The organism is Micromonospora sp. WMMD1128 (genome assembly GCF_027497235.1).
Classification (GTDB): Bacteria; Actinomycetota; Actinomycetes; order Mycobacteriales; family Micromonosporaceae; genus Micromonospora.
In genome coordinates this window covers 12,811-25,631 of sequence record NZ_CP114902.1, presented here as the reverse complement: position 1 = coordinate 25,631, position 12,821 = coordinate 12,811, and the positions used below count along the sequence as shown (strand labels likewise).

The following is a 12,821-nucleotide window of genomic DNA, read 5'->3' as shown; positions in this document are numbered from 1 at the left end:
GGTGTAAGGCGGGGCCCCTTCTTAACGCTTTTTGCATAGGAAGGGGCCCCGCTTAACACTTCGCACCCTGTGCGCGGGGCCGCGGTGTTAATAAGGGCCCCCGCCTCTACCGAATGCGTTAAGAAGGGCCCCCTCCTTACTTCCGGGGGCGGTGGATGAGCACGACGGCCAGCAGCGCGCCGGCGAGCAGCAGCCCCGCGCACCACGCCATCGCGCCCCGGTAGGCGTGCGCCAACGCGCCCTTCTGCTCGTACCCGGTGCCGGAGAGCCCGACCAGCAGCGGCAGCGCCGCCACCGCGAGCAGGCCGCCGGCCCGGGAGGCGGCGTTGTTGAAGCCGCTCGCCACCCCGGCGAACCGGTCCGACACGGCGCCGAGCACCGACGTGGTCAGCGGCGCGACCACGAGGGTCAGCCCGGCGCCGAACAGCACCACGCCGGGCAGCACGTCCGTCCAGTAGGAAGCGCCCGGGCCGACGCGACGCAGCAGCAGCAGGCCCGCCGCGGCGACGACCGGGCCGACGGTGAGCGGCAGCCGGGGCCCGATCCGGGCGGAGAGCGCGCCGGCCCGCGGCGAGCCGACGAGCAGCAGCACCGTCATCGGCACCGTGGCCAGGCCGGTGAGCAGCGCCGACCAGCCGACCACGTTCTGCAGGTAGACGGCGAGGAAGAAGGTGAACCCGCCGAGCGCCGCGTACACCACCACGGTGAACACGTTGAGCACGGAGAAGAGCCGGCTGCCGAACAGCGCGGTGGGCAGCATCGCGGTGTCGCCGCGTCGCCGTTCGACGAACACGAAGACCGCCACGGCGGCCACCCCGACCACCGCCGCGGCGAGCACCGTCGGGGAGGCGCCGCGCGCCGGGGCGTCGATCAGCGCGTACGTGACGCCGCCGAGCGCCAGCGCGCCGAGCAACGCACCGGTCACGTCGAACCCGTGCCCTCCTCCGGTACGCGAGACCGTCTCGTCGCGGCTCTCCGGCACCCAACGCATCGCGGCGAGCACCACGCCCACGGCCAGCGGGAGGTTGACGAAGAAGATCCACCGCCAGGAGAACGTGTCGATCAGCCAGCCGCCGACGAGCGGCCCGAGCGCGGTGGACACGCCGGAGAGGCCGGACCAGGTGCCGATCGCCCGGCCCCGGTCGTCCGGGTGGAAGCTGGCCTGGAGCACGGAGAGTGAGCCGGGGGTGAGCAACGCGCCGCCCGCGCCCTGGAGGAACCGGGCGGCGATGAGCCAGCCGGTATCTTGGGCCAGTCCGCAGAGCACCGACGCGACCGCGAACCAGACCACCCCGAGCAGGAAGATCCGGCGCCTGCCGAACCGGTCGCCGAGCGCGCCGCCGAGCAGCACGAACGCGGCCAGCATGAGCAGGTAGCCGTTCACGGTCCACTGTAGGCCGGACACGGTGGCGCCCAGTTCCGCGCCGAGTCGCGGCAGTGCGACGTTGACCACGGTGCTGTCCAGGAAGACCATGCCGGAGGCGAGGATCGCGGCGAGCAGCGTGCCGCGTCCTGCGGCGGAGCCGGTACGCAGCGCGGGAGCGGGAGAGATCACGGTTGTCCACTCTGCCCGTGTTGCCGCGTCGACGCCACGAATCACAGAAACCGCCGCCGGGTACTGTGCGGACTCGCCCGGAGCACGCAAGCTGGAGAGGTGTCGTCTGTGCGTACGAGATCAGGAGTTCGAGCCGGGCTGACCGCCGCGCTCAGCGCGGTGCTCGCCCTCGGCGCGGCCGGCTGTGACCCCGCGGTCACCGAGCCGGACGCGCCGCCGAGTGCCTCGGGGAACGTGAACCAGCAGCTCGGCGAGCTGACGGTGGCCACTGCCGCGTCGATGAAGGGTTACAGCCGCTCCCGGTTCCCGCACTGGCGGGACACCGGCAAGAACTGTGACGTGCGGGACAGCGTCCTCCAGAAGGACGGTGAGGGCATCAAGCTCTCCGGCTGCAACGTGGTCGGTGGGCGCTGGGAGAGCGTGTACGACGGGGTGGTGCTAACCGACCCGTCGGACGTGGACATCGACCACACCGTGCCGCTTGCGAACGCCTGGCGTTCCGGCGCGGACGAGTGGGACGACTCGAAGCGGGGCGATTACGCCAACGATCTGACCCGCCCGCAGCTCATCGCGGTTTCCGCGCGCTCCAACCGGTCAAAGGGTGACCAGGACCCGTCCCAGTGGAAGCCGACGAACCGGTCGTACTGGTGCCAGTACGCGGCGGACTGGGTGACGGTCAAGCACTACTGGCGGCTGACGGTGACGAGTGCCGAGAAAGCCGCCCTCACCGACATGCTGGAGGGCTGCACATGGGCGAGCAAGCCGTGACCGGGGCGAGTGGCACACCGACGCCGGACCCGACGCCGGACGTCACCGCGGGTGACGCCGCAGCGGCCGGCGGGGACGCCGCAGCGGCCGGCGGGGACGCCGCGGCGGCCGGTCCGGCCTCGGCGGGGATGACGGCGGACGGCCGGCAGCCGGCGCCCGCCGACGTCTCCGGCGCGGGAATGTCCGCCGATGCGGCGCCGGGTGGGGCGGGCGCGGCGTCCCGCGCCACCGACATCACCGCCGGTCCGGGCGGGGTGATGACCGACGAGGTCGGCGTGGTGACCGGCGAGTTGACGTTGCGGACCGAGCACGCCGACGGCCGGGTGACGCTGCGGGTGCAGTACAAGGACGCCGACGAGTGGTACGCGGTCACCGGCGGCACCGCGCCGCTGGCCGATCCGGCCGCGTTGGACGCGGTGCACACGGTCGCGGTGGGCCTGCTGAACCGTCCCGAGGGTTGATCGAGGCGCCGCGTCGGCCCCGGTGCGGGGCCGACGCGCGTCCTCGTGTCACGTGTTTGGGATGAGTTCCCCCGGGTCGCCCGGCGCCGCGCCGTCGTCCGGCCGGACCAGCTCCGGCTTCACCTCGTGCGGCCGGATCCGGTCGGCCGCGATGTCCTCGGCGTAGTGGCAGGCGACCCGGTGTCCGTCGAGCACCTCGCGCAGCGCGGGCCGTTCGTCGGCGCAGCGGGTGGGCTGGGCCCACGGGCAGCGGGTGTGGAACCGGCAGCCGGCCGGCGGGTTCGCCGGTGACGGCAGGTCGCCGGCGAGCAGGATCCGCTCCCGCCGGTCCTCGACCTGCGGGTCGGGCACCGGCACCGCCGACATGAGCGCCTTGGTGTACGGGTGCATCGGCTCCCGGTAGAGGTCGTCGCTCGACGCTTCCTCCACCAGACCGCCGAGGTACATCACCCCGACCGTGTCGGCGATGTGCCGGACCACCGCCAGGTCGTGCGCGATGATCAGGTACGTGAGGCCGCGCTCCTCCTGCAACTCGTCGAGCAGGTTGAGCACCTGGGCCTGGATGGACACGTCGAGCGCGGACACCGGTTCGTCGGCGACGATCAGGTCCGGCTCCAGCACCAGCGCCCGGGCGATGCCGATGCGCTGGCGCTGGCCGCCGGAGAACTCGTGCGGATACTTGCTGAGCGCCGAGGCGGGCAGGCCGACCGCGGCGAGGGCCTCCCGCAGCCGCTTGCCGACGGCCGCCTTGTCCTTCGCCAGGTCGTGCGCCTTGAGGCCCTCGACCAGCAGGGACTCCACCGACTGCCGGGGGTCGAGGCTGGACAGCGGGTCCTGGAAGATCATCTGGATGCGGCGGCGGATCCGGCGCATCGGCTCGTCCTTGAGCGCGCGGAGGTCGGTGCCGTCGAAGACGATCTCGCCGTCGGTCGGCTCGACCAGCCGCAGCAGGCCCCGGCCCAGGGTGGACTTGCCGCATCCCGACTCGCCCACCAGCCCGTACGTCTCGCCCTTGTTGATGGTGAGCGAGACACCGTCGACGGCGTAGACGTGCCCGATGGTCCGGTCGAAGAGCACGCCGCTCTTGATCGGAAAGTGGACCTTGACGTCGCGCAGTTCGACGAGTGGTCCGGTCCGCTCGGTCGACTCGGTCACGGGACCGCCACCTCCTCGGATACGGGGTTGTTGCAGCGCAGGTCCCCGCCGTTCGCGGTGGGTTCCAGTGGAGGCGTCCCATCGAGGCAGGCGTCCACCACGTTGTCGCACCGGGGCGCGAACGCGCAGCCCTCGGTCCACGGGATGTTGTCGGCCACCGAGCCACGGATGGCGTGCAGCCGCTCGCCCCGGGGCGAGTCGAGCCTCGGCACGGAGCTGAGCAGCCCGTGCGTGTACGGGTGCCGCGGCCGGGCGAACAGCTCGTGCCGGGCGGCCCGCTCCACGATCTTCCCGCCGTAGAGCACGTTCACCGTGTCGCAGAGGCCGGCCACCACGCCCAGATCGTGGGTGATCATGATCAGGGCGGTGCCGGTCTCGTCGACGAGTTGCTTGAGCAGCGTGAGGATCTGCGCCTGGATGGTCACGTCCAGGGCGGTGGTCGGCTCGTCGGCGATCAGCAGCCGCGGCTTGCAGGCGAGCGCGATGGCGATCAGGGCGCGCTGGCGCATGCCGCCGGAGATCTGGTGCGGGTATTCCTTGAGCCGCCGCGTCGGGTCCGGGATACCGACCGCGTCGAGCAGCTCCCGGGCCTCCTTCAGCGCCAGCTTGCGGTCCATGCCGCGGTGTCGTTCGAGCACCTCGGCCACCTGGGTGCCGATCGGGATGACCGGGTTCAGCGAGGACAGCGGGTCCTGGAAGATCATGCCGATGTCCCGGCCGCGCCGGTCCCGCAGGTCCTCCGGACGGAGCTTCAGCAGATCGGCCCCGTCGAAGTTGACCTCGCCGGTGACCTTGTTGCCGCGCTTCGGCAGCAGGCCCATGATCGCCAGGCTGGTGACGCTCTTGCCGCAGCCGGACTCGCCGACCAGGCCGACCGTCTGCCCGGGCTCCACGCTGAAGCTGACCTCGTCGACGGCGGTGAACGGTCGCTCACCGCGGCGCTGGAACACGACGCTCAGGTCGCGTACGTCGAGCAGGCTCATCGGGTCACTTCCTCACCGTGCTGGTCATTTGTCCGCACCGCCGTCACCGCCGGCTCTTCGGGTCGATGGCCTCGCGCATGCCCTCGCCCAGCAGGGTGAAGCCGAGCGCGACCACGATGATCGCGACGGCCGGGAAGTAGGCCAGCTCCGGCCGGACCTCGAAGTAGCGCTGACCGTCCACACCGAGCATCAGGCCCCACTCCGCGCGGTTGATGTCGGGGTCACCGAGGCCGAGGAAGGAGAGCGACGCGGCTTCCAGGATCGCGGTGGAGAGGGTGAGCGTCGCCTGCACGATCACCGCGGTCATCGCGTTGGGGAGCATGTGCCGCAGCACGATCGCCCCGCGCTTGACGCCGAGCGCGCGGGCCGCGAGCACGTGGTCGCTCTCCCGTTGGGCGAGCATCGAACCGCGTAGCAGCCGGGCGAAGATCGGCACGTTGACGATGGCGACCGCGAGGATGACCGTCCACTGGCTGGACCGGCTGGCCATGGCCACCAGGCTGATCGCGAGCAGCAGCGCCGGCAGGGCCAGCATCACGTCGGTGAAGCGCATCAGGATGTTGTCGACCCACCCGCCGAACGCGCCCGCGAGCGCGCCCACCAGCACGCCCAGGGCCAGCCCGATCAGCGTGGCGAGCACGCCGACGAACAGGGTCTGCCGGCTGCCGTGGATCATCCGGGACAGGAAGTCCCGGCCGAGCGGGTCGGAGCCGAGCGGGAACTCGCTGCTGGCGCCGGGGATGTTGTCGACGGTCAGGTTCTTCGTCAGCTCGTCGAACCGCTGCGCGGGGTCGTGCGGCGCGAGCAGCGGCGCGAAGATCGCGACCAGGACGAAGAGCGCCACGATGGACGCGCCGACCATCGCGGTCGGGTTGCGGCGCAGCCGGCGGAACGCGTCCCGGACCAGGCTCACGCCGCCCTTGTCGGCGGTGGCCTGGGCCAACTGCTCCAGCCGGGCGCGCTTGCGCTCGCCGAGCCGGTCCAGGCCGCGGGGCAGGGTGCCCTCGGGCTTCTCCGTGACGGCCGACGGGTCCACGCTCTCGCGCTGGGCGCCGACGGTGGGCTGGACGATCGGGTCGCTCATCGCACACGCACCCTCGGGTCGATGAAGGCGTAGGAGAGGTCGACCAGGAGGTTGACCAACACGAAGACCAGCGCGGCCAGCAGGATCAGCGCCTGGAGCACCGGATAGTCACGGCCGCCGCTGATCGAGTCGTAGATCAGCGTGCCGAGGCCACCCCAGTTGTAGACCCGCTCGGTGAGCACGGCGCCGGAGAGCAGCGCGCCGGTCTGCAGGCCGATGGTGGTGACCACCGGCAGCAGGCCGTTGCGCAGGATGTGCCGGCCCCGGATGGTCCTGTGTCGCAGGCCCTTCGCCTCGGCGGTGCGGACGTAGTCCTCGTTGAGCACGTCGAGCACGCTGGCCCGGGTGATCCGGACGATGACCGCGAGCGGGATGGTGGCAAGCGTGAGCGCCGGCAGGATCAGGTGCCACAGTGCGTCGCCGGTGGCGTCGAACTCCCGGGTGAGCAGCCCGTCCAGCACGAAGAAGCCGGTGACGTCGGTGTTGTCCACCCCGGTGCTGATCCGGCCGGACGGCGGGAACAGGTGCATGTTCTGGGTGAAGACGTCCTTGAGCAGATAGCCCAGGAAGAAGATCGGGATCGAGATGCCGAGCAGGGTGCCGCCGATACTCAGGTTGTCGAGCAGCCGGCCGCGGTGCCGCGCGGCGAGGTAGCCGAGCGGCACACCGAGCCCGATCGCGATGATCATGGCGGCGGCGGCCAGCTCGACGGTGGCCGGGAAGGCACGGCCGATCACCTCGGTGACCGGGTCACCGCTCCGGATCGAGTTGCCGAAGTCGCCGGTCAGCAGCCGCTGCATGAATTTCGCGTACTGCACCAGGACGGGCTGGTCGTAGCCGAGGGCCTTGATCAGCAGGGCCCGCCGCTCCGGGGTGGCCCGCTCACCGAGCAGCGCCTCGACCGGGCCGCCGGGAAGGTTCCGCAGCCAGATGAAGACCAGCGCGGACAGCCCTATCAGGGTCACCACCAGCTGCAGCAGGCGGCGAACTATGACTCGCAACATCTCTCACACACCAGATTCTCGTTGAACAGCGGGTCGGCCCGGGCCGGGAGAGAGAGCCCGGCCCGGGCCGATTCCGCGTGTCGCGTCAGCGGTGGGTAACGCCTCAGCCGACGCTGACGGTGTTGAAGCGCTCGTCGGTCAGCGGGCTGGCGACGAGACCCTTGACGTCCTTGGTGACCACGATGGCGGGCGGAGCGTGCCAGACCGGCACGGCCGGCAGCCACTTGCCGGCGATGTCGCGGTTGACCTGCTCCCAGGCCGTCTTCTTGCCGGCCTCGTCGACCGTGCCGTCGGCCTTGCCGATGGCGTCGAACATCTCGGTCATCCCCTGGTCGCCGAACTCGACCTTCTCGCGGCCGAAGAACGTGCCGACGAAGTTGCCCGGGTCGTTGTAGTCACCGGTCCAGCCGAGCAGGTGCAGGTCGTGCTTGCCGAACTGCTGCACGTCGTCCTTGTAGCCACCGTTCCACGGGCGGGCCACACCGTTGACCTTGATGCCGACGGCCTGCAGGTCGTTGGCGAGCACGGTGAAGATCTCCTGCGGGTTCGGCATGTACGGCCGGGAGACGTCGGTCGGGTAGTAGAAGTTGAGCGACAGGTTCTCCGCGCCCGCCTCCTTCAGCAACTGCTTGGCCTTGTCCGGGTTGTACTCGTACTTCTGCACGTCCTGCGCGTAACCGAGCACCGTGTCCGGCATGAACTCGTCGGCGACCTTGGTGCCACCCGGGCCCTTGGTCTGGACCAGCTGCTCACGGTTGAGGGCGTAGGCGATGGCCTGCCGGACCTTGAGGTCCTTCAGCTTCGGGTTCTTCTGGTTGAAGCCGAGGTAGAGGATGTTGAACGCCGGGCGGTCGAGGACCTGGAACCCCTCACCCGACAGTGCCTTCCGGTCGGCCGGGGCCGGGAAGTCGATGCCCTGGACGGTGCCCGCCCGCAGCTCCTGCTTGCGGGTGTTCTCGTCCTTGATGACCTTGATGACGAGCTTGTCGACCTTGGCCTTCTCGCCCCAGTAGTCGGCGTTACGCTCCAGGGTGATCTCACCCTTGGCCTTGTCCCAGCCCACGTACTTGAACGGGCCGGTGCCGACCGGGTGCTCGTTGGCGAACGCGCTGTACTCGAACGAGTCGCCGTTCTGCTTGACCGCGTCGGCGTCGTACTTCTTCAGCGCGTCCGGGCTGGCGATCGACAGGGCGGTCAGCGCGAAGGCACCCGGGAAGGCGCCCTTGTACTTGTTCATGGTGACGACGGCGGTGCCGTCGTCCTTCGCCTCGCACTTGTTGTAGACCGGGTCACCGACGCCCTCGGCCTCGTTCTTGGCGTAGCCCTCGAAGACGTCCGAGTAGTAGATCATCTGCGATTGGGCGGCGGCGCCCTTCATGTTGAACCAGCGGTCGAAGTTGAAGCAGACCGCAGCCGCGTTGAAGTCGGTGCCGTCGTGGAACTTCACGCCCTTGCGGAGCTTGAAGGTCCAGACCTTGCCGTCCGGGTCGTGCTCCCAACTCTCCGCCAGGGCACCCTGCAGCTCGGCGGTGCCGGGCTTGTTCTGCACGAGGGTGTCGTACATCTGGCGGATCGGCCGGAACGACTCACCGTCGTCGTTGAAGATCGGGTCGAAGTTCTTCGGGTCCCCGGCGCCGGCGAAGACGAAGGTGCCGCCGGTCTTGGCGTCCCCACCGTCGTCTTCGCGATCGCTCTTGGCGCAGCCGGACGCACCGACCGCCAGGGCGGCCACGGCCGCGAGGGCCACGGCCGTTTTCAGCCTGCTCGCCTGCATCTCTCACCTCTGTCATGCACATGTGTCCACGCCGAGCTGTGACTCAGTCCGTGAGCGGGAGGGTATGGCATGTCACATAGGAGTGGAAAGAGCGGCGGGCAATCGCTATCAAGCCGACACCTTCCGAGGCCGCCTCACATCATGGCCTGGTGGCGGGTACACCCCCCACCACCAGGCCATGAACTCAGACCGCCCGACGCCCTTCGAAGGCGCGACCGAGCGTGATCTCGTCGGCGTACTCCAGGTCGCCGCCGACCGGCAGGCCGCTGGCCAGCCGGGTCACCGCGATCCCCATCGGCTTGACCATCAGCGCCAGGTAGGTGGCGGTCGCCTCGCCCTCGGTGTTCGGGTCGGTGGCGAGGATCAGCTCGCGGACCTCACCACCGCCCAGCCGGGTCATCAGCTCCCGGATCCGCAGGTTGTCCGGGCCGATGCCCTCCAGCGGATTGATCGCGCCGCCGAGCACGTGGTAACGCCCGCGGAACTCGCCGGTCCGCTCGATCGCCACCACGTCCTTGGGCTCCTCGACCACACAGAGCACCTCATCGGTACGCCGTGGGTCGCGGCAGATCCGGCACTGCTCGGACTCGGCCACGTTGTAACAGGTCGTGCAGAACCGCACCAGATCCTTGACCTTGCGCAGCGCGCCGGCCAGCCGGTTGACGTCGGCCGGATCGGCCGACAGGACGTGGAACGCGATCCGCTGGGCGCTCTTCGGGCCGACGCCCGGCAGCCGGCCCAGCTCGTCGATCAGATCCTGGATGGCACCTTCGTACATCTGCCGGCTCAGAAACCGGGCAGGCCGAGGCCGCCCATCCCGCCCGCGACCGGGCCCATCTTCTTCTCGGTCAGCTCCCGGGCCGCCTCGGCGGCGTTGTGCACGGCCGCGACGACCAGGTCCTCCAGGGTCTCCACGTCCTCCGGGTCGACCGCCTTCGGGTCGATCTTGATCGCCTTCAGCTCACCGGTGCCGGCGACGGTGGCGGTGACCAGGCCACCGCCCGCGGTGCCGGTCAGCTCCGCCTCGGCCAGCTCGGCCTGAGCGGCGGCGATCTGCTGCTGCATCTTCTGCGCCTGCTTCAGCATCTGCTGCATGTTCGGCTGTCCACCTGGGCGCACGGACCGCTCCTTCTCGCACTCGTCTGCTCGGCCGCCGCTCAGCCTATCCGCTGGGCGGTCACACCCCCGCGTAGCAGCCCACCCGTCCGCAGGACGGCGGACTACCGGGCGTCCACCTCGTCGATCTGCTCGGCGCCGAACGCCTCGCGGAGCAGCCGTACCGCCTGCTCCTGGCTGGACTCGCGCGCGGTCCGCTCGTCGATGACCTCGTCCAGCGGCTCGTCACCCGGGTCGAACCCCTCGAAGCTCGCCGGCGCGGCGCCGCCGGGGCGTCCCCCGCCGCCGCGCACCGGGCCGTCGAAGTCCGGATCGTACGGCGGTTCGCCGGCCCAGTCGCTGTCGGCCGTTTTCCGGGCCGCCTGCCCGGTACGCGGACCCCGTCCCGCCGCGGCCGCACGAGCCGCCGCGATCGCGCTGCTCACCGGCGGACCGGCCGGCGCGGCCTGCGACTGTGCCGTGGCCGGCTTCGGGGTGGCCGGGACCGCACGGGCCGTCGGCGTGGCGGCAGATGCGGTCGCGGTTGCGCCGCCCAGCGTCGTGCCGCCGCCCGACGAGGTGCCGGCCGACGTGCCGCCGCCCGACGGGGTGCCGCCCGACGGGGTGACGGCCGGCATGCCGCCCGGCCGGGCCGGCTCCGGCCACCCGCCGTCGTCCGCGCTCGCCGCCGCGCCGCCCGGCCGGGCCGGCTCGGGCCAGTCCTCGGCCTCGTCGTCGGCGGGTGCACCGCCAGCCTGCGACGCACCGCCGGGCTGCGCACCGCCGGGCTGCGACGCACCGCCAGCCTGCGACGCACCGCCGGGCTGCGACGCACCGCCGGGCTGCGACGCACCGCCGGCTTGGGGCGCACCGCCGGCGGCGGGCCGAGCCGGCGCGGCGGCCGAGGGGCCGGGGCGTGCGGGCGACGCGGGCGGTCCGCTGGCGTGACTCGTGCCGTCCGGGCCACCGGCGCCACGGGACGGGCCGGCGCCGCCCTGCTCCGGGCGGGCCGGCGGCTCCGGCTGAGGTGCCGCCGGACGGGCCGGAGCGGCGACACGGGACGGGCCGCCGAGTGCCGCGCCACCCCGCTCGCCAGCCACCTCGCAGCGGATCTGCCAGCGACCGCCCAACTCCTCGTAGAGCGCGTCGGTGAGCACGGCGGCATGATCCGCCATCATCTTCGCCAGCACCGTCGACTTCACGGTCAGCACCAGCGTGTCACCGTCCAGGTCACGGACCACGGCATCGCGCATCAGCGCGGCGATCCGCTTGTTGCTCCGGTTGACCTTGCCGACCACCTCCGACCAGACCCGGCGCACCGCCACGGCGTCAAGCGCACCGGGGTTCGCCGCACCCGGACGGGGCGGCTCGGGCGTGGCCGGATCGGGCATCACCGCCGACTGCGGCATCGGCCGGCGGGCCGCGGCGGCCGGCTCCGGAATCGCCGACCCGGGGGAAGGAGATACCGACGCGGCGGAATCGGCGTCCACGCCCGGACCAGCCGGACCGGTGGGGCCGCTGGCTGCTACCGGGCCGCCGGGGGCTCGGGAGCCGGCCGCCGCGGCAGCGGCACGAGCGGCGGCGGGCCCGGTCGGGGCATCGGCAGCCGCCGGCGTGCCGGCGGTCGACGGGTGGACCGCGGCGGCAGCCGCGCCCGGGGCGGGAGCGGGTGGGCGTACCTCCTGGGTGGGTGTGGCCGCTGCGGACGGCGGCGGCTCGGCGCCACCCAGGGTGAGCCGGCGCTCCATCCGCTCCAGGCGTTGAAGCAGGCCGCCGGACGAGTCGTCCGCGCCGGGCAGGAGCATCCGGGCGCAGATCAGCTCCAGCAGCAGCCGGGGCGCGGTGGTGCCGCGCATCTCCACCAGGCCGTTGTGCACGATGTCCGCGCACCGCGACAGCGTGGCCGGGCCGAGCCGCTGGGCCTGGGCCGCCATCCGCTCGATCTGGTCGGCCGGGCCGTCGACGAGGCCCTTGGCGGCGGCGTCCGGCACCTGCTGGAGCACGATCAGGTCGCGGAGGCGTTCCAGCAGGTCGGAGGCGAAGCGGCGCGAGTCGTGCCCGGCCTCGGCAACCCGGTCGACGGTGGCGTAAGCGGCGGCGCCGTCACCGGCGGCGAGCGCGTCGCACATCTCGTCGATCAGCGCGGCGTCGGTGACGCCGAGCAGCGCGGCGGCCCGGACGTAGTCGACGCCCTCCGGGCCGGCGCCGGCGATGAGCTGGTCGAGCACGGAGAGGCTGTCGCGCATGCTGCCCCCGCCGGCGCGCACCACCAGCGGGAAGACCGCCGGCTCGACCTTGACGCCTTCTGCCTCGCAGAGCTGCTCGAGGTAGGGGCGGACCACCTTCGGCGGGAACAGCCGGAACGGGTAGTGGTGGGTCCGCGACTTGATCGTGCCGAGGACCTTCTCCGGTTCGGTGGTGGCGAAGATGAACTTGACGTACTCCGGGGGCTCCTCGACCAGCTTGAGCAGGGCGTTGAAGCCGGCCGACGAGACCATGTGCGCCTCGTCGATGATGTAGATCTTGAAGCGGCTGCGGGCCGGGGCGAAGAACGCCTTCTCGCGCAGCTCACGGGCGTCGTCGACACCACCGTGGCTGGCCGCGTCGATCTCGATGACGTCGATCGAGCCGCCGCCGTCGGGAGCCAGCCCGCGGCACGAGTCACACTGCCCGCACGGCTCGGGGGTGGGGCCCTGCTCGCAGTTGAGGGAGCGGGCCAGGATCCGGGCGCTTGAGGTCTTGCCGCAGCCGCGCGGACCGGAGAAGAGGTAGGCGTGGTTGAGCCGGCCGCTGCGCAGCGCCTGCGACAGCGGCTCGGTGACCTGCTCCTGGCCGATCATCTCGGCGAACGTCCGCGGCCGGTACTTGCGGTAAAGGGCCAGTGCCACCCGTCCCGCCTCCTCTCGACCGAGCCATTCTGCGCCGGTCGGCCGCCGGTGACC

At 71.7% G+C, this 12,821-nt stretch carries 11 protein-coding genes; 2 read left to right on the top strand and 9 right to left on the bottom strand.

Going from position 1 to position 12,821, the window contains the following annotated elements:
- Positions 1-136 precede the first annotated feature (136 nt).
- Positions 137-1,552 (bottom strand): MFS transporter, encoded by a 1,416-nt coding sequence (locus O7602_RS00145; RefSeq protein WP_281590019.1) that lies wholly within the window; start codon positions 1,550-1,552, stop codon positions 137-139.
- A 111-nt stretch (positions 1,553-1,663) separates the two neighbouring features.
- Here O7602_RS00145 and O7602_RS00140 point away from each other — a divergent pair, with 111 nt between their 5' ends.
- A complete protein-coding gene (locus O7602_RS00140) occupies positions 1,664-2,323 on the top strand; it encodes an HNH endonuclease family protein (RefSeq protein WP_281590017.1) in 660 nt (219 codons plus the stop codon).
- Positions 2,305-2,784: a hypothetical protein gene (locus O7602_RS00135; protein WP_281586176.1), complete on the top strand. Its 480-nt coding sequence runs from the start codon at positions 2,305-2,307 to the stop codon at positions 2,782-2,784. The genes O7602_RS00140 and O7602_RS00135 overlap by 19 nt, the downstream gene beginning before the upstream one ends.
- 48 nt (positions 2,785-2,832) lie before the next feature.
- Here the strand turns inward: O7602_RS00135 and O7602_RS00130 are convergent, their stop codons facing one another.
- From O7602_RS00130 to O7602_RS00095, 8 genes are all read right to left on the bottom strand, one after another.
- Positions 2,833-3,939 carry an oligopeptide/dipeptide ABC transporter ATP-binding protein gene (locus O7602_RS00130; protein ID WP_281586174.1) on the bottom strand — a complete coding sequence of 369 codons (1,107 nt, stop codon included), beginning with the start codon at positions 3,937-3,939 and terminating at the stop codon, positions 2,833-2,835.
- The gene (locus O7602_RS00125) at positions 3,936-4,922 is read right to left on the bottom strand and encodes an ABC transporter ATP-binding protein (RefSeq protein WP_281586173.1); all 987 of its coding nucleotides are present in this window, start codon (positions 4,920-4,922) and stop codon (positions 3,936-3,938) included. The genes O7602_RS00130 and O7602_RS00125 overlap by 4 nt, the downstream gene beginning before the upstream one ends.
- Before the next feature lie 43 nt (positions 4,923-4,965).
- Positions 4,966-5,907, bottom strand: coding sequence for an ABC transporter permease (locus O7602_RS00120; protein WP_348651324.1), 942 nt, complete (start codon positions 5,905-5,907; stop codon positions 4,966-4,968).
- Between the two features lie 95 nt (positions 5,908-6,002).
- Positions 6,003-7,010 (bottom strand): ABC transporter permease, encoded by a 1,008-nt coding sequence (locus O7602_RS00115; protein ID WP_281586169.1) that lies wholly within the window; start codon positions 7,008-7,010, stop codon positions 6,003-6,005.
- Positions 7,011-7,113: 103 nt separating this feature from the next.
- On the bottom strand, positions 7,114-8,784 hold the full coding sequence (locus O7602_RS00110) for an ABC transporter substrate-binding protein (RefSeq protein WP_281586167.1): 1,671 nt from the start codon (positions 8,782-8,784) through the stop codon (positions 7,114-7,116).
- Positions 8,785-8,968: 184 nt separating this feature from the next.
- Positions 8,969-9,562: a recombination mediator RecR gene (gene recR, locus O7602_RS00105; RefSeq protein ID WP_013289050.1), complete on the bottom strand. Its 594-nt coding sequence runs from the start codon at positions 9,560-9,562 to the stop codon at positions 8,969-8,971.
- 8 nt (positions 9,563-9,570) lie between these two features.
- The gene (locus O7602_RS00100) at positions 9,571-9,879 is read right to left on the bottom strand and encodes a YbaB/EbfC family nucleoid-associated protein (RefSeq protein ID WP_281590015.1); all 309 of its coding nucleotides are present in this window, start codon (positions 9,877-9,879) and stop codon (positions 9,571-9,573) included.
- 125 nt (positions 9,880-10,004) lie between these two features.
- Positions 10,005-12,767, bottom strand: a complete 2,763-nt coding sequence (locus O7602_RS00095) for a DNA polymerase III subunit gamma and tau (protein ID WP_281586164.1) — start codon at positions 12,765-12,767, stop codon at positions 10,005-10,007.
- Between the last annotated feature and the right edge of the window lie 54 nt (positions 12,768-12,821).

Excerpts from the sequence above, each read along its gene's own strand:
- O7602_RS00125 (WP_281586173.1), bottom strand. The coding sequence starts at position 4,922 with ATGAGCCTGCTCGACGTACGCGACCTGAGCGTCGTGTTCCAGCGCCGC.
- O7602_RS00100 (WP_281590015.1), bottom strand. The coding sequence starts at position 9,879 with ATGCAGCAGATGCTGAAGCAGGCGCAGAAGATGCAGCAGCAGATCGCC.
- recR (WP_013289050.1), bottom strand. The coding sequence starts at position 9,562 with ATGTACGAAGGTGCCATCCAGGATCTGATCGACGAGCTGGGCCGGCTG.
- O7602_RS00110 (WP_281586167.1), bottom strand. The coding sequence starts at position 8,784 with ATGCAGGCGAGCAGGCTGAAAACGGCCGTGGCCCTCGCGGCCGTGGCC.
- O7602_RS00115 (WP_281586169.1), bottom strand. The coding sequence starts at position 7,010 with ATGTTGCGAGTCATAGTTCGCCGCCTGCTGCAGCTGGTGGTGACCCTG.
- O7602_RS00135 (WP_281586176.1), top strand. The coding sequence starts at position 2,305 with ATGGGCGAGCAAGCCGTGACCGGGGCGAGTGGCACACCGACGCCGGAC.